We start from the raw sequence: 16,410 nt of genomic DNA on the forward strand, positions 1-16,410 counted from the left end.
CAGTTTCTGGTCCAAGGGATTATCCTGATGCACATGGCGAGCACGTCGGGTCCGGAAACCAGTGGCAGCGGAGACATCGTCCGCACCCTCCACCTGCTGTGGGACACGGGCAAACGCCCCAGTCGCGGCCCGAAACCGGGACTGACGCTCGACCGGATCGTGGAAGCGGCCATCCAGATCGCGGACGCGGAGGGCCTGGAGGCGGTGTCGATGCGCCGGCTCTCCACGGAGCTCGGCACCGGCACGATGTCCCTGTACCGCTACGTCCCCGGCAAGGGCGAGCTGCTCGACCTGATGCTGGACCGCGTTCAGCGCCCGTCCGGGGACGAGGCCGCGCTCGGCGAGGACTGGCGCGCGACCCTGGAGGCCCTGGGCCGCGAGACCCTCGCCCTCTACCGCCGCCACCCCTGGCTGCTCCAGGTGAACCAGACCCGTCCGGTGCTCGGCCCCGGCGCCCTCGACGGCATGGAGATGGTGCTCGCCCGCATCAAGCCCATGGGCCTGACCGACCCCGAGCTGGTCTCGGCGATCATCATGATCGACGGGTACGTCATCGGGGCCGCCCGCACGCAGCTGTACCAGAAGGAGGCGGAGCGGAAGTCGGGTCTGACGGACACGGAGTTCTGGGAGGCCCAGGCCCCGGTCCTGGAGAAAGCCATGACCAGTGGCCGATACCCCGTCCTCGCCTCGCTCAGCGAAGACGCCTTCGGCACCGAATTCGACCACTTCGAGTTCGGGCTGCAGCGGCTCCTGGACGGGCTCGAATCGCTCGTCGCCCGGCGCAGCGAAGCCCGGCACAGCAACGGGTGACAAACAGGCCGGTCGGTGCGTCTATGGAGGCATGAGCATTCCCGTCACGCGCCCCGAGCTCATCCCCTTCGCCAGGCAGTGGGCCGCCCTGCTGACCACCCACAAGAGGGACGGCACAGGCGTAGGCACTCCCGTGAATCTCGTCGTGGACGGCGACCACGCGTACTTCCGTACGCCCGGCAAGGCGTCGAAGGTCAAGCGGCTGCGCAACAACCCGGAGGTGGAGCTCGCCCCCGCCACCCCGCGCGGCGCCCCCGTCGGGCCACAGATCCACGCCCGGACCCGGCTGCTGGAGCACGGCAGCTGGGAGGACAGACACGCGGCGAAGCTGCTGCGCCGCAAGCACCCGTTCCTGCAGGGCGTCCTCGTGCCGGTCGCCCACAAGGTGATGCGAACGCCGACGTTGCACTACCAGGTGCGGCCGATGGGGAAGTGAGGCGCGCGCCCGGCTGCGTCCGGCACCGGTGAGCCGGTCAGGACCCGCGCCTCAGCAGCCGCTTGAGCCCGTAGATGACGACGAGCCCTGCGCCGAGAGCGATGGCGGCCATCTTGAGGTTGTCGTCGGGCCCGTCACCGGCACCGTCCCCGTCGGCGGCCGAACTCCCGTCCTCCGAGGGGGACTTGCCGTCCTCCGCGCCGGGGACGCTGCCGGGCTCGACGGGACTCTCCTCCCCCTCGGTCCCGTACAGCAGCGTGGACCCGTCCGGGGTGTACGTCACCGACTCGCCCTGCCCCTGGAGCGGCACGCTCAGCCGGCCCTGTCGCTTCGGCTTCCCGTCGTTCCACTCGTACGCGATCCCGCCGAAGTAGCCGCGTACGGCGAGCTGTTGGCCGTCCGGGGAGAAAGCGGCGTCGGTGGTCCACAGGTCGATGGGGGCGATGGGCTTGAAGACGTTCGTGCCGGAGGCGGAGAGCTGCGCCGGCCCGTCGTACAGGTGCCCGCCGTCCTCCTGCTTGTCGATGATGTAGACGCGCCCGGTCCTGGGGTGCACGACGAGCGACTCGGCGTCGCGGGGGCCGTCGGAGTACTTCACCACGTACTGCGTGGCCCGGATCGTCTGGTCCTTGAGCTGCTTGGGCTCGGGCAGGTGATAGACCCACACATAGGACCACTGCACACCGTCGTTGTCGCCGATGTCGCCGACGTAGATCTCGTTGTCCGGGCCGATGGAGACGGCCTCGATGTCGCGCGGGGTGCCCACGCCGGTCATGGTGATCGTCGCGACGGTGTCGCCGGTCTTGCTGTCGATGGCGTAGAGGTAGGCGCCCTCGTCCTGGTCGTTGTGGGTCCAGTAGATGCCCTTGTGCTGGCGGGAGGCGGCGAGGCCGCTGGACTCGGTGATCCCCGGGTCCTTGATCGTGAACCCCTCCGAACCGTCGTCGCCGTCGGCGGCGACGGCGGCGGGCGCGCCGAGCGCGAGGACGAGCAGGGCTGAGGCGAGTAACGACGGCGAACGGCGCATGCCCCCAAGCGTGCCATCCCCGCCGGGCGTTCACGCAGGGTGTTCAGCTTCACACCCCTGATCGCGCTTTGATCAGGGATCTGGCAGGGATCTCTCGCCGTGGTCAAGGATGATGAGCGGATGCTCAGGTTCATGCCCGTAGGCGACTCCCAGACCATCGGCAGCGCGGGCGAACACACATGGCGTTACCGGATGTGGCAGCACTTGCGCGCGACGTACGGCGGCCCGTTCCGCATCGTCGGCCCACGCGAGACGCTCTACGACAAGGCGACGGACACCGCCGACTCGTACGAGTACGCCGACCCGGAGTTCCCCCGTTCCCACCTGGCGGGCTGGGGCGAGGGCTGGCACCACATGACCCCGCTGATCGCCGAGGCGGTACGCACACAACGGGCGGACGTCCTGCTGGTCTCGCTGGGCCTGATCGACCTGGGCTTCTACACGGACTCGGACCGGACAGCGGCGCACGCCCGCTCCTTCATCGCGGAGGCCCGCTCGGCCAACCCCCGCGTGGCGATGGTCTTCCTCCCGGTGATCCCGAACGTGAGGGCGGACTCGGACGCCGCCTTCGCCGCCGAGGTCGCCCGCTTCAACGAGCTGCTGGCGAAGGCGGTCGCGGACCTGGACGAGCCGTCGTCCCCGCTGCTGCTGGCCTCGGCCCCGGAGTCGTACGACCTCAATCTGGACACACACGACGGCACCCACCCGAACGCCTCGGGCGAGCACAAGATCGCGGCCGCTTTCGCCGAAGCGATGTACCAGGCCTGGGACTTGGGCGAGCCGTACGCGTGACCTGGTCACCGTGCGTATCGTTGTACTGCGCGGCTGCACTCGACCGGGTGACAGCCGGGGAGGAGCGCCACGATGACCGTCCTTGACGACAGGATCGCGATGGCCGACGCCAACACCAAGCGCCTGGACGAGTGGTTCGAGCGCCTTGATCGGATGCCCGTCCCCGAAGGATTCAGGGTCGAGATCGTCGGGGGCACCGTCCATATGACGCCGCAGCGCAGCACCCATTGGGAGATCATCCGCCGCATCGTGCAGGCCGTCGAAGACAAGTTCGGACGGGACGTCAGAGTCTTCTCGGACGTCCGGATCGACTTCCCTGGCCACGAGAACGGCTTCTGCCCGGACGTGGCCAAGCTCAGCGACTCCGCGGAGCAGGACGACGAAGGCCGCTGGCGTTACGAGGACGTCGAGTTCGTCGCGGAGGTCATCTCCCAGGGCACGGGTTCCAACGACTATGGCCCCAAGAAGGCCGCGTACGCGCTCGCCGAGGTCCCCGTCTACCTCATCGCCGATCCGTACCAGGGCAGGTGCCACCTTTTCACCCAGCCGAAAGACGGCGAGTATTTCAGCGAACTCTCTGTCGCCTTCGGCGTAGCCGTGGACATGACCGCCACCCCCCTCGGCCTCACCCTGAAGACCGACAAGTTCCCCCGCGACTGAGGATCGGTGGGTAGGGGCTGCCGCCTCGCGCCAGCCCCTACCCACCGCGCAGGCCACGCCCCGGCAGTCGGCCTACGCCGTCACCACGCGAACGCCTCCGGCGACGGCCCGGGCCCCGGGAAGATCTCGTCCAGGCCGGTCAGCAGCTCATCGCTCAACTCCAGCTCGACGGCCCGCAGGGCGGAGTCGAGCTGTTCGGCCGTGCGCGGGCCGACGATCGGGCCCGTCACGCCCGGGCGGGTCAGGAGCCAGGCGAGGCCTGCCTCTCCCGGTTCGATGCCGTGCTTGTCGAGCAGGTCCTCGTACGCCTGGATCTGCGCGCGCATGGCGCTGTTGGCGAGGGCGTCGGCGGCCCGGCCGCTTGCGCGTCGGCCTCCCTCGACCTCCTTCTTGATGACGCCGCCGAGCAGACCGCCGTGCAGCGGGGACCAGGGGATGACGCCCAGGCCGTAGTCCTGCGCGGCGGGGATGACCTCCATCTCGGCGCGGCGCTCGGCGAGGTTGTAGAGGCACTGCTCGCTGACGAGGCCGATCGTGCCGTGGCGGCGGGCGGCGATCTCGTTGGCCTGGGCGATCTTGTAGCCGGGGAAGTTGGAGGACCCCACGTAAAGGATCTTCCCCTGCTGGACGAGAGTGTCGATCGCCTGCCAGATCTCCTCGAAGGGAGTGCGGCGGTCGATGTGATGGAACTGGTAGAGGTCGATGTAGTCGGTCTGCAGCCGCTTGAGCGAAGCGTCCACCGCGCGCCGGATGTTGAGCGCGGAGAGCTTGTCGTGGTTGGGCCAGGGGCCGGCACCGTCCGCGGCCATGTTGCCGTAGACCTTGGTGGCCAGGACCACCTTGTCGCGGCGGTCACCGCCCTTCGCGAACCAGTTCCCGATGATCGTTTCCGTACGGCCCTTGTTCTCGCCCCACCCGTAGACATTGGCCGTGTCGAAGAAGTTCAGACCCGCGTCCAGTGCGGCGTCCATGATGGCGTGACTGTCGGGTTCGTCGGTCTGCGGGCCGAAGTTCATGGTGCCGAGGACGAGTCGGCTGACCTTGAGTCCGGTACGTCCGAGCTGCGTGTACTCCATGAGGCAACAGCCAACGCCCTGGAGTCCACTCGAAGCAAGGGCGTCCCGTCCCCCGGCCACGTCACCGAACCCGACTGTGCATCGGTGCGCCCCCGCCGCCGCCGACTGTGCACAACTCCTCGGCCTACCTGGCCGGTTGTGCACGCGTGACGGTCACCCGGCGGACCTGTGCAGGCGCGCGGCAGCCTCGACGGCTCGACCGCGCGGATGCCGCTGATGCGGCGGCCGCGCGGCACCGCTCGCTGCCGCTTGCCGAGTCGGCTACTGACCGCCGAGCGCCGCCGCCAGCGCCACCACCACGAGCATCAGCACCAGTACGCCGGCCATGATCCGGTTACGTGTCTTCGGGTCCACGTGGTCGAGCGTAACCGGACGGCCTCAGTCGCCCGAGCCGAGGGCCCAGCGGGCGAGCGTCTCGTAGCGGGGGCGTTCGCCCGGTACGCCCGACCTGGGAAGGTTGCTGCGGACCAGGCGCAGCTCGCCCACGGTCCACGGGCGCCCGGAAAAGTCGTTCAGCAGGGCGGTGTACGGCGCGAAGTCCGCCGGGCCCCGGCTCCGGGCGACGGTGAGGTGCGGACGGTAAGCGCGGTGCTCCTCCATCGGGACGCCCGCCTTGCGCGCCGCCGCCTCCGAGCGCTCGGCGAGCAGCCGCATCGTACGGACGTCGCCGGTCGCGCCGATCCACAGCGCCCGGCGCCCGAAGTGGCCCCCTCCCCGCAGTTCCAGCGCGAACGGATCCGTCCGGTGCGCCGCCCGCTCAAGCCTCGCCGACAGATCCGGTACGAGCGCGTCGTCGACCTCGCCGTAGAACGCGAGCGTGAAGTGCCAGCCGGGGCGGCCCGTCCAGCGCAGGCCTTCGGCACCCGGCAGCTTCCCCAGCTCGTCGACGACCACGGCGACTTCGGCGGTCACATCCTCCGGTGGCAGCACGGCGGCGAAGAGTCTCATGGGGCCAGTCTCCCCGGTGTGCGCCTTCGCGCCGGAGCGTGACCCGGTCACCGTGCGTATCGTTGTACTGCCCGGCTGGACTCGAACGAGTCGCAGCCGGGGAGGAGCGCCACGATGACCGTCCTTGAAGACAGGATCGCGATGGCTGAAGACAGCGGCGAACTCACGCTCGACGCGATGTTCGAGTGGCTGGAGAAGATGCCCGTCCCCGAGGGATACAAGGTTGAGATCGTCGGGGGGAACATCTTCATGTCGCCGCAGCGCCGCACGCACTGGCAGGTCATCTTCGACATCCTCGCCCAGCTGTGCGCCCGGTATCCGAGGCAGCGCCTGATGTCCGACGTCCGTATCGACTTCCCCGGGCATCTCAACGGGTTCGCGGCCGACGTGGCGGCCCTCGCGGAGGGTTTCGAGCCGGACGAGAAGGGCCGCCTGCGCTATCAGGACGTCGAGTTCATCGCCGAGGTCATCTCCAAGGACACCGCCCGCAACGACTACGAGCCGAAGATGGCCGCATATGCCCTGGCCGAAGTCCCCGTCTACCTCATCGCCGATCCCTACCAAGGCCGCTGCCACCTCTACACCCGCCCCAAGAACGGCGAGTACACCACCGAGACGAAGGTCGACTTCGGTGACGACGTCGACCTCACCGACACCGTGGTCGGCCTCGTCCTCAAGACCGACGAGTTCCCCCGCGACTGAGTACGGGCCCGCCCTACGCCACCCTCGCCAGCTCCCGCTCCGGCTTCTCCTCCCGCGGCACGAAGCGGACCCGCGGATGACCGTGGTGCCAGCCCACCGACAGCCGCAGGCCGCCGACGCGGGCGAGGATCAGGCCCACCGTCGCCGCCGCGAGCAGCGAGATCAGACCGCCGAACGCGAAGCCGACGCGGGCGCCGAACGTGTCGGTGATCCAGCCGACGATGGGCGCCCCCAGCGGCGTACCGCCGACGAAGACCATCATGAACAGGCTCATGACGCGGCCGCGCATGGCCGGGTCGGTGGCCATCTGGACGCTGGCGTTGGCGGTGGTGTTCACGGTCAGGGCCGCCATGCCGGTGGGGATCATGAGCAGGGCGAAGAGCCAGTACGACGGTGACAGCGCCGCAGCGATCTCCAGCGCGCCGAACAGCAGGGCCGCGCCCACCAGGATCCGCAGCCGCACCGAGCCGCGGCGGGCGGTGAGCAGAGCTCCGGCGACCGAGCCGACCGCCATGAGGGTGTTGAGGAAGCCGTACGTACCGGCGCCCGCGTGGTAGACCTCGTCGGCGAACGCGGTGAGCCAGATGGGGAAGTTGAAACCGAAGGTGCCGACGAACCCGATGAGCACGATCGGCCAGATCAGTTCGGGCCGGGAGGCCACGTAGTGCAGGCCCTCGCGCAGCTGGCCCTTGCCGCGCGGCACCCGCTCCACCTTGTGCAGCTCGCCCGTGCGCATCAGGAGCAGGCCGGTGATGGGGGCGAGGAAGGCGAGGCCGTTGATCAGGAAGGCCCAGCCGCTGCCGACCGTCGAGATCAGGACGCCCGCGACGGCGGGGCCGATGAGGCGGGCGGAGTGGAAGTTGGCCGAGTTGAGGCTGACGGCGTTGCGTACCTGGCCGGGGCCGACCATCTCGGAGACGAAGGTCTGCCGGGTCGGGTTGTCGACGACGGTGACCATGCCGAGCAGGAACGCGATCAGATACACGTGCCAGACCTGCACCTGGCCGCTGAGCGTGAGCACGGCGAGCGCGAGACCGCACAGGCCGAGCGCGCCCTGGGTGAAGAACAGCATGCGGCGCTTGGGGTAGCGGTCGGCGATGACTCCGCCGTACAGACCGAAGAGCAGCATCGGCAGGAACTGCAGCGCGGTCGTGATGCCGACCGCGGCCGAGGAGCCGGTCAGGCTCAGCACCAGCCAGTCCTGGGTGATGCGGGACATCCAGGTGCCGGTGTTGGAGACGATGGCTCCACTGGCGAAGAGCCGGTAGTTCCGGATGCGCAGTGAGCTGAAGGTCGACGACTTGGCCGACTGGGCTGTTGCGGTGACGGCGGCGGGGGAATCGGGGGTGTTCGGTCCGGGGGCGGAGGTTGCTCCGGGTCCCGTACTCAACAGGGTTCGCCTCCTTTGACTAGGGGTGCGGCCCGCGGGGTCTCGGTCGAGGGTGGCGGTGGGAGACGGGCGGGCTTACGACTACAGGGGCTGGGTACGGCTGTGCAGTACGGCCCGTACGGCTACAGGTGCGCCAGCTTCTCCAGGACGGGCGCGGCCTCGCGGAGCTTGGCCCAGTCGTCCTCGTCGAGACCGTCGACCAGTCCGGCCAGCCACACGTTCCGCTTGCGGCGGCTCTCCTCGAGCATCGCCTCGGCGCGCTCGGTCTGCGTGACGACCTTCTGGCGCCGGTCGTCGGGATGCGGCTCCAGCCTGACCAGTCCCTTGGCTTCGAGCAAGGCGACGATGCGGGTCATCGAGGGCGGCTGCACATGTTCCTTGCGGGCGAGCTCGCCCGGCGTGGCGGTGCCGCAGCGGGCCAGGGTGCCGAGTACCGACATCTCGGTCGGGCTCAGCGACTCGTCGACCCGCTGGTGCTTGAGTCGGCGCGACAGGCGCATCACGGCGGATCGCAGAGAGTTCACGGCGGCAACATCGTCGCCATGGGTGAGGTCAGGCATGTTGTTTAGGGTAACTCATTACTCTCGCTAAATACCACCCGGACGCCCGCCCTATGCCCGTGACCCCGGACACTGAACCCTGCCGTCACCCATATGAGTGAGCTCGCGCCGAAAAATGACCCCCGCCATGGCCGACGGGCGCAACCCTCGTACACATGGGGACCAGCGTGCTCAGTCTGCGGATGGACAAGGAGCTGCTCGAACGGCTCCGGGACCGTGCGGCGAAACGGGGAATGAGCGTCCAGGACTATGTCGTCCAGATGCTCGTCCGGGATGACTTCGACGCGCGGTTCCAGACCGCGGTCGAGAAGACGGAGAGGTTCTACGGGGTTACGTGACGGCCCTACGGGGTTACGTGACGGCCCTACGGGGTTACGTGACGGCCCTACGGGGTTACGTGACGGTCCTCCGCCGCGGTGGCGGTGGAATCGGCGCCCGCATCGGCAGCGGCATCCGCCTGGGCTCCCGCATCGGCAGCGGCATCCGTCCGGGCATCGGTGTCAGGCTCGGCCTCGGCCTCGGCCGCTGCGCGCTTGATCGCCGCGTCCCGCCTGCGTACGTACCAGATGCCGATGAACCCGAGTCCTCCGCCGGCCAGGCACGTCCACAGCCACCACAGATACCCGCGGTCGTCGAACCAGCCGTAGAAGGGAAGCTGCGCCAGGAAGAGGACGAACCAGAGGACCGTGCCACCCGTGATGGTGGCGACAACGGGCCCCTCAAGGGGTTCCGGTGCCTCGTGCCTGGGTGTCCACTTCGCCATGGGGACAGCTTACGGGGGTTACGGGGCGACCCCCGGGCCCTGGGCGCCCCGTACAACTACGGCACCATTTCCCCGCGTTCCCGTCCTCCCCTGGTCGGATCTTTGCCTCTCTGGGCGTGTGGTGCCCCAAATCCCCCCGTACCGTCGTCTGCATGACGCACATCGACGCGGGCGCCGAACTCGATCCCGTGCACCCTGTGCCGGCTCCCCTCCCCCGGGCAAGAGGCCTGACCGCCGCCGAGGTCGCCGAGCGGGTGGCCCGGGGCGAGGTCAACGACGTCCCCGTGCGCAGCAGCCGCTCCACGGTCGACATCGTCCGCGCGAACGTCTTCACCCGCTTCAACGCGATCATCGGCGTCCTCTGGGTGATCATGCTGTCCGTCGCACCGATCCAGGACAGCCTGTTCGGCTTTGTGATCCTCGCGAACACGGGCATCGGCATCATCCAGGAGTGGCGCGCGAAGAAGACCCTGGACTCGCTCGCGGTGATCGGCGAGGCACGGCCGACCGTACGCAGGGACGGGGCCGCGGCGGAGGTCAGCACCTCCGAGATCGTGCTCGGGGACCTGATCGAGATCGGGCCCGGCGACAAGATCGTCGTGGACGGCGAGTGCGTCGAGACGGACAGCCTGGAGATCGACGAGTCACTGCTCACCGGTGAGGCGGACCCGGTCGTCAAGCAGCCCGGCGACCAGGTCATGTCGGGCAGCTTCGTGGTGGCGGGCGGCGGCGCGTTCACCGCCACGAAGGTGGGGCGCGAGGCGTACGCGGCGCAGCTCGCCGAGGAGGCGAGCCGGTTCACGCTGGTCCACTCCGAGCTGCGTTCCGGTATCTCCACGATCCTCAAGTACGTGACGTGGATGATGGTCCCGACGGCGATCGGCCTCATCATCAGCCAGCTCGTCGTCAAGGACAACGACTTCAAGGACTCGGTCGCGCGGACCGTCGGCGGCATCGTCCCGATGGTCCCCGAGGGTCTTGTGCTGCTGACGTCGGTGGCCTTCGCGATCGGCGTCATCCGGCTCGGCCGCAAGCAGTGCCTCGTTCAGGAACTCCCCGCCATCGAAGGTCTCGCCCGCGTCGACACCGTCTGCCTCGACAAGACGGGCACGCTGACCGAGGGCGGCATGGACGTCCGCGAGCTGCGTGCGCTGGACGGCAACGACGAGACGTACGTACGCACCGTCCTCGGCGCGCTCGGGGACTCCGACCCGCGGCCGAACGCGTCCTTGCAGGCGATCATCGACACCTACCCGAACGGCGCGAACTGGCGATGCCTTCAGGCACTGCCGTTTTCCTCGGCACGCAAATACAGCGGGGCGTCCTTCAGCGAGGGCGACGGCGAGTCGAGTACGTGGCTGCTCGGGGCGCCCGACGTACTGCTGCCCGACGGGGACCCGGCGCTCACCGAGACCGAGCGGCTCAACGAAGAGGGGCTGCGGGTGCTGCTGCTGGCCCGGGCCGGGCGCGAGCTGGACGATCCCTCGGTCGCCGAGGGCGCCGAGCCCACCGCCCTGGTCGTCCTGGAGCAGCGGCTGCGGCCTGACGCCGCGGACACACTGCGGTACTTCGACGAGCAGAACGTACGGGCCAAGGTCATCTCCGGCGACAACGCGGTGTCCGTTGGCGCGGTGGCCGGAAAGCTGGGGCTCACGGGGAACGTCGTGGACGCGCGCCTGCTGCCCGCCCAGCAGGACGAGATGGCCGAGGCGCTGGACTCGGGCACCGTCTTCGGGCGGGTCACCCCGCAGCAGAAGCGGGACATGGTGGGCGCGCTCCAGTCACGCGGGCACACCGTCGCCATGACCGGCGACGGTGTGAACGACGTGCTCGCCCTCAAGGACGCCGACATCGGCGTCTCCATGGGGTCCGGGTCGGAGGCCACGCGGGCCGTGGCGCAGATCGTGCTGCTCAACAACAGTTTCGCGACGCTTCCCTCCGTGGTCGCGGAGGGGCGGCGGGTGATCGGCAACATCACCCGGGTCGCGACGCTGTTCCTCGTCAAGACGGTGTACTCGGTACTGCTGGCGATCATGGTGGTGATCTCGCAGGTCGAGTATCCGTTCCTGCCCCGGCATCTGACGCTGCTGTCGACCCTGACGATCGGGGTGCCGGCGTTCTTTCTTGCGCTCGCGCCCAACAAGGAGCGGGCTCGGCCGCATTTTGTGCGGCGGGTGATGCGGTATGCGATTCCCGGTGGTGCGGTTGCCGCGTTTGCCACCTTCGCCACGTATCTGGTTGCTCGGGGGTACTACAGCGGGCCGGGGTCCTTGGCTGCGGAGACCAGTGCGGCGACGTTGACGCTGTTTCTGATCTCCATGTGGGTGCTGGCGATCATCGCCCGGCCGTATACGTGGTGGCGGGTGGGGCTGGTTGCGACTATGGGGGCCGGCTTTCTGCTGGTGCTAGTTGTGCCGTGGCTCCAGGACTTCTTCGCTTTGAAGCTGGTGGGGGCGCCCATGCCGTGGACTGCCGTCGGGATCGCGGTGGTCGCGGCGGCCACCTTGGAGCTTCTCTGGAAGTGGGTGGACCGCCGCTTTCCCGCGTAGAGCTCCCGCCGGACTATCGCACGTCGACGTAGTCACCCGTGGCGGAGACAGCCGGGGTGGTCGAGGTGCCCTCGAAACGGAAGCGCCAGTAGCCGTCGTAGTTGGCGGTGGTGGTCGCCTTCACGTTGCCGTACGCGTCCGAGTACACCGTCTTGACGGTGGTGTACGTGCTGGTGCCCGCCTTGCGGAACTGCAGCTTGACCGGCTGGTTGGTATAGCCCTTGTAGGTGTTGGTCTCCCAGTTGGCGCGGGTCAGCTTGCCGGTGGCGGTCAGGGTCCTGCCCTTGTAGACCGGCTCGGGGCTCGCGTTGACGGTCAGCCTTGAGTAGCGCTGGACCTTTGTGGAGGCGAGGTCGCCCTGATCCGCGTAACCGACCTGGCTGATGTCGAAGGAGTCGCTGGACGGATCCTGGCCGTTGAAGGCCATGGCCATCGCGCCGCCCTTCCAGCTGCCGGCGTCGGAGTTGATCAGGTCGCCGTAGGCCGGGTAGACGTCGATGGTGCCCTTGCAGGTGGCGGTGGTCGAGGAGGTGGCGGTGCAGGTGGCCGACTCGTCGCCCATGAGGACGTTGTCCGGGGTGTCGAACGAACCCTTGTAGATGTAGGGGTCGGTGAAGAAGTCCCCGGCGGTGATGTCGACGTCGGCGCCGTGGGTCATGGTGTAGGTGACCGGCACGGTGACCTGGTTGGTGGTGCCGACCTTGATCGCCGAAGCGATCTTGAAGTTCGAGAAGGTGACGTCCATCGCGTAAGGCTCGTCCGCCGCCGCGGCGGCGGTGCTGAACGCGGTGTCGCCGGAGGAAGCGGCGTGGGCGGCTTCCCGGATGTCGACGACGTCCGCGCGGGAGGCGGCGGCGTCGTCCGCCTGCGCGGACGGAAGGGCGAGGGCGGAGAGGGCCAGTGCGCCGGAGGCGGCGACCACGGTGGCTCGAATGCGCATGCGTTCCCCTGACGGAGAAAGGGGCCCCACGGTGTCGTCTTCACGTGGGGCCCAAGTGATCGTGGAGTCTGTTGACTCAGTGATCAGATCCCTTACAGGGGTCATTGGTTGTACGGACGATGAAATTCCATGAAATTGCGATCAAGATCGCATCACTCGCCGCCGCCCCACTTTCCTCAGTCGAACCAGCGGTCCCGCGCCAGCTCCTCGGTCCTTGACGGGTCTTCGAGCAGTGCGGCGACCTCGAAGCGGCGTGGCCACTGTCCCGCCGCCCAGGCGAGGCCCGCGGCGATGCCCTCCAGGGTGGCGGCGTGCAGGACGCCGTCGCGGGTGCGGCGCCAGTCGATCTCGATGCCGTCGATGAAGAGTTCCTCGTGTTCGACGTACGTCTCGGGGGTGGACGGTCCGAGCAGGACGCGTACGGAGTCGGGGACCTCGTGCTCGACGCCCTCGCTGGTGACCTCGCCGGTCACCGACTCACTCAGGCGCCGTACCTGGAACAGTTCGGCGAGGTCGGCGGCGCGTGAGGGCCGTACGGGCAGCAGCGGGACCCCAGCCGTGAACGGCAGCAGGTCCGGGGAGTCCACTACCACCGCGTCGGCCGCGTCCACGACCACGATCTCGCCGTCCCGCACCGCCCGGAGGTCGTCCGGGAGCGTTACCTGCTCGGGGTCCAGGTCCGCCAACGCGCCGTAAAGCGCGTGCAGTTGGGGCGACGAAACCTCGCGGTCCGGGTCCGCCAGGCGGTCCAGGAGTTCGGCTGCGCCGCCCGGTTCGCCGAGCAGAGCGGCCACCGATGTGCGGACGCCCAGCGCCCGTAGTACCTGCTCGTCCTCGAAGCCGGTTGCGTCGGCGGCGTCGTACAGGCCATGGAGAAGCGGGTCGCCGCCCGCCGCTCGCAGGCCTGCCGGGCGGCGGCCGTCGAGGACCGGGTGGCCGCGCAGCCACCATGCCGTGTACGGGCGGACGATCTCGTGTGTGCCGTCCGGGAGCAGGACGCGTACCGGCTGGGTGAGGGCGTCGCGCAGGGGTGGGCGGGAGAGCAGGGCGAGAGCCTGCGGCCAGCGGTCGTCGTCCACCAGGTCGAGGTCCCGTACGGCGGTGATCTCCGTGGCGACCGGGGGCACGGGTGTGTCGGGCAGCCGGTCGAGCACGTCCTCGCACCAGACGTCCACGGCGTCCAGCAGGCCGACGTCGTCGGGTTCGGCGTAGTCGCTCTCGCGGGGTTCCAGTTCGTCGGGGTCGAGGACGACATCGGTGGCGCGTACGAGGGTGAAGTTGGCCAGCACGCCGCAGGCGGCCAGCGGCTGCTCGCCCCAGCGGTCGGCCAAGTCACCGTCCACGGAGGCCAGTTCGTCTTCGCGCATCACCTGGGCGAAGGGGCTGCCGGGAAGGACGAGTTCGCCGGCCGGGGCCAGTTCGCCCTCGTCGTCGGGGAGGGCGAGGGCGCCCAGCCAGGGTTCGTCGCCGGGTTCGAGGCCCGCGTCGCGTACGAGGGCGAGGACGGTGTCCGCGAGTTCCTCGGCGTCCGGGGCGTCCTCGTCCCAGCCGGCGTCGTCGTCGAGGGAGGCGGCGACGGCGGCGCGTACCTGCGGGGTGGTGAGGATGGCGCGCGGGGTGGCGGGCAGGGCGCCGAGCTTCTCCAGGAGGGGGTGGGCGGCGTCCTGGTGGGCGACCTTGAGGCCCAGGCGGGCGAGGATCTCGGAGGTGGCTGCCCAGGTGTCGTGGGGGGTGGGGCCGTCGGGGAGGGGCACGAGGATGTGGCGAGGACCGATCGTCGTACGTCCGTCGGCGAGCGGCACGGGCAGTCCCGAGAGCCGGTCCGGGTCGACCCCGGCGAGGCTGTCGTACAGCCGCCGCCACCAGCCCGGTTCCTTCTCCAGGCCTGCGAGCCGGTCGATCGCCTCGGTCAGCGGTACGCGCGCGACGCCCAGCGTCCGCAGCTCCACCCGCCGTTCGAGCCCGGCGGGGAGAAGGCTGGGCAGCACCTCGGCGAGTACGCGTACCGTCTCGGCGCCCGCCGACTCGACGACCTCGGCGTCGCGGGGCCGGAGCGCTTCCGGCAGGTCGGTGTCCTCCGCGGCCGGGGTGACCGCCGGGGGCAGGAAGGCGGTACGGGGCAACCGGTCCAGGATCGCCTGACGCAGCGCACCGTCCAGCTCGCCCTTGCCGAGCGGGCCCGGCACCAGGTCGATGATCCCGGTGCCGACCGGCCGCCAGTCGGCGAGCAGTTCGGCGTACGCGTCCGCCGCCCGCTGCACGAGGAAGTCGGTCAGCGGGCCGGGGGCGGCATGACGGCGGGTCGTGTCGAGGGGGAACGAGGCGATGAGCAGGGCGGGCACACCGAGGGCTTCGTCGCTGGGTGTGGGCGCGTGGACGACGGGGCTGGTGCGGGGGCGGGCCGGGGCGCCGTCCGCGTCGACGGGTACGGCCCAGGTGACCGACCACTGCGGGCGCAGCCGCTCCTCGACGGGTCGGTCGGCGAGCAGGGCCGCTTCGAGAGGGCCGTACGCCGAGACGGTGCGCCAGCGCGTCGTACCGTCCCGCGAGTCCTCGACGGTGACGATGCCGCCTTCGCTGTGCCGCCGCAGCGTCCGTACGCCCTCGTCCCCCTCACCGGTCTCCACGACGACCTCCTCCAGGCCGGGCAGGGCGAGGAGCAGGGCGTCGTCGACCGAGTCGAGGAGGCGTTCGGTGAGGTCCTGGGCCGCCGGGTCGCGCAGCGGGAGGATCACGACGGTGTCGTACGGGTCCGGGGCGGTGCCCTCGGCGGCGAACGGCAGCCTCAGCAGGGGCACATGGCCGTCGCGGCGGCGGATCTCGTCGCCCAGCCCCGGGGTGTGGCGGGCGGTGTCCATGGCGAGTTCGCGGGCCTCGGCGAGGGACCAGCGGGCGCCGCCGTGCCGGCCGACGATGGCGGGCTCGTCGGTCACCGCGAGCACGGAGGCGAAGCCGACACCGTAACGGCCGACCGTGCCTTCGTGGTCCTCGCGCTTGGCGGAGGCACGGAGGGTGGACAGTGACTCGACGCCGGCCGCGTCGAGAGGGGCGCCGGTGTTGGCGGCGACGAGGACGCCGCCGCGGAGGGTGAGGCGGAGGCGGCCCGGAACGCCGGCGCGGGCCGCGGCGTCGGCGGCGTTCTGCGCCAGCTCGACGACGAGTCGGTCGCGGTAGCCGCCGAGGGCCAGGTCCTCCTCGGCGTTCGCGTCCTCCCGGAACCGCGCCGGGCTGGCCGCCCAGGCGTCCAGCACCCCACGCCGCAGCCGCCCCGTCCCGAACGGGTCCGCGCCCTCGGCCGCCGGCCGCACGAACTTGGTCACGGTTCAGTCTCCTTCTTCGGGGGGTGCGGCCGGGGGTGGTGCCTTTCGGTCGCGGCACCGAAGGTACCGGTTGCCTCCGGCGGTTGAGCGGTTTGGGTTCGTTGTCGGGTGCGGGTTCGTTGTGGCTGGTCGCGCCCCGCGGCGGAGCCGCTGATGTCACAGCCCCGCGCCCCTGGGTGGGTGGTGGGTCGGGGCCGTGGGCCGGTGCGTCAGCCCGTCGCAGGGTGGGCATACGGCCCTTTGCCGATACAGGGCGCGGGTGACCTGAGACAGAACCTACGCGACGGGCATACGACGCACCGGCCCACGGCCCCTCCCGCCGGTGGGAGGCTGCGGGCACGTAGTGGCTGATGAGCATGACGACTGACGGCTCCGGGAGCGCCCCCGTCAGGGGCGCGGGGAACTGCGCGACCAGCCACGACGCACCCGCAGCCGCG

At 69.9% G+C, this 16,410-nt stretch carries 15 protein-coding genes; 7 read left to right on the plus strand and 8 right to left on the minus strand.

What is annotated here, in order from left to right; translation table 11 throughout:
• Positions 1–33 precede the first annotated feature (33 nt).
• Positions 34–810 carry a TetR/AcrR family transcriptional regulator gene (locus tag ACGFNK_RS06785; protein WP_393412654.1) on the plus strand — a complete coding sequence of 259 codons (777 nt, stop codon included), beginning with the start codon at positions 34–36 and terminating at the stop codon, positions 808–810.
• A 31-nt stretch (positions 811–841) separates the two neighbouring features.
• The gene (locus ACGFNK_RS06790; protein ID WP_393412656.1) at positions 842–1,246 is read left to right on the plus strand and encodes a PPOX class F420-dependent oxidoreductase; all 405 of its coding nucleotides are present in this window, start codon (positions 842–844) and stop codon (positions 1,244–1,246) included.
• Positions 1,247–1,283: 37 nt separating this feature from the next.
• Here the strand turns inward: ACGFNK_RS06790 and ACGFNK_RS06795 are convergent, their stop codons facing one another.
• Complete coding sequence (locus ACGFNK_RS06795; RefSeq protein ID WP_393412658.1) at positions 1,284–2,273, minus strand: WD40 repeat domain-containing protein; 990 nt, start codon at positions 2,271–2,273, stop codon at positions 1,284–1,286.
• Between the two features lie 120 nt (positions 2,274–2,393).
• On the opposite strand from ACGFNK_RS06795, the gene ACGFNK_RS06800 reads away from it, so the two are divergent.
• Positions 2,394–3,065, plus strand: a complete 672-nt coding sequence (locus ACGFNK_RS06800; protein WP_393413267.1) for an SGNH/GDSL hydrolase family protein — start codon at positions 2,394–2,396, stop codon at positions 3,063–3,065.
• Positions 3,066–3,137: 72 nt separating this feature from the next.
• Positions 3,138–3,725, plus strand: a complete 588-nt coding sequence (locus ACGFNK_RS06805; RefSeq protein ID WP_393412660.1) for a Uma2 family endonuclease — start codon at positions 3,138–3,140, stop codon at positions 3,723–3,725.
• A gap of 80 nt (positions 3,726–3,805) precedes the next feature.
• On the opposite strand, the gene ACGFNK_RS06810 is transcribed toward ACGFNK_RS06805, so the two are convergent.
• Together ACGFNK_RS06810 and thpR are read right to left on the minus strand one after the other, a co-directional pair.
• Complete coding sequence (locus ACGFNK_RS06810; protein WP_393412662.1) at positions 3,806–4,801, minus strand: aldo/keto reductase; 996 nt, start codon at positions 4,799–4,801, stop codon at positions 3,806–3,808.
• 378 nt (positions 4,802–5,179) lie between these two features.
• Complete coding sequence (gene thpR, locus ACGFNK_RS06815; protein WP_393412664.1) at positions 5,180–5,749, minus strand: RNA 2',3'-cyclic phosphodiesterase; 570 nt, start codon at positions 5,747–5,749, stop codon at positions 5,180–5,182.
• 114 nt (positions 5,750–5,863) lie between these two features.
• Between thpR and ACGFNK_RS06820 the strand changes: the two genes are divergently transcribed.
• Complete coding sequence (locus ACGFNK_RS06820) at positions 5,864–6,451, plus strand: Uma2 family endonuclease (RefSeq protein WP_393412666.1); 588 nt, start codon at positions 5,864–5,866, stop codon at positions 6,449–6,451.
• Between the two features lie 13 nt (positions 6,452–6,464).
• Here the strand turns inward: ACGFNK_RS06820 and ACGFNK_RS06825 are convergent, their stop codons facing one another.
• Entirely contained in the window at positions 6,465–7,841 is a 1,377-nt protein-coding gene (locus ACGFNK_RS06825) for an MFS transporter (RefSeq protein WP_393412668.1), read from the minus strand.
• A gap of 122 nt (positions 7,842–7,963) precedes the next feature.
• Positions 7,964–8,401, minus strand: a complete 438-nt coding sequence (locus ACGFNK_RS06830) for a MarR family winged helix-turn-helix transcriptional regulator (protein ID WP_393412670.1) — start codon at positions 8,399–8,401, stop codon at positions 7,964–7,966.
• 155 nt (positions 8,402–8,556) lie between these two features.
• On the opposite strand from ACGFNK_RS06830, the gene ACGFNK_RS06835 reads away from it, so the two are divergent.
• The gene (locus tag ACGFNK_RS06835) at positions 8,557–8,739 is read left to right on the plus strand and encodes a ribbon-helix-helix protein, CopG family (protein WP_393412672.1); all 183 of its coding nucleotides are present in this window, start codon (positions 8,557–8,559) and stop codon (positions 8,737–8,739) included.
• Between the two features lie 47 nt (positions 8,740–8,786).
• On the opposite strand, the gene ACGFNK_RS06840 is transcribed toward ACGFNK_RS06835, so the two are convergent.
• Positions 8,787–9,164, minus strand: a complete 378-nt coding sequence (locus ACGFNK_RS06840; RefSeq protein ID WP_393412673.1) for a DUF2530 domain-containing protein — start codon at positions 9,162–9,164, stop codon at positions 8,787–8,789.
• A gap of 152 nt (positions 9,165–9,316) precedes the next feature.
• Between ACGFNK_RS06840 and ACGFNK_RS06845 the strand changes: the two genes are divergently transcribed.
• Complete coding sequence (locus ACGFNK_RS06845; protein WP_393412675.1) at positions 9,317–11,713, plus strand: HAD-IC family P-type ATPase; 2,397 nt, start codon at positions 9,317–9,319, stop codon at positions 11,711–11,713.
• A gap of 13 nt (positions 11,714–11,726) precedes the next feature.
• Here ACGFNK_RS06845 and ACGFNK_RS06850 read toward each other — a convergent pair whose 3' ends face one another.
• Together ACGFNK_RS06850 and ACGFNK_RS06855 are read right to left on the minus strand one after the other, a co-directional pair.
• Positions 11,727–12,653: a hypothetical protein gene (locus ACGFNK_RS06850; protein ID WP_393412677.1), complete on the minus strand. Its 927-nt coding sequence runs from the start codon at positions 12,651–12,653 to the stop codon at positions 11,727–11,729.
• Positions 12,654–12,829: 176 nt separating this feature from the next.
• Positions 12,830–15,973 carry a sacsin N-terminal ATP-binding-like domain-containing protein gene (locus ACGFNK_RS06855; protein WP_393412679.1) on the minus strand — a complete coding sequence of 1,048 codons (3,144 nt, stop codon included), beginning with the start codon at positions 15,971–15,973 and terminating at the stop codon, positions 12,830–12,832.
• Positions 15,974–16,410: the final 437 nt, after the last annotated feature.

Source organism: Streptomyces sp. NPDC048825, assembly GCF_043198355.1.
GTDB lineage: Bacteria > Actinomycetota > Actinomycetes > Streptomycetales > Streptomycetaceae > Streptomyces > Streptomyces xiangluensis.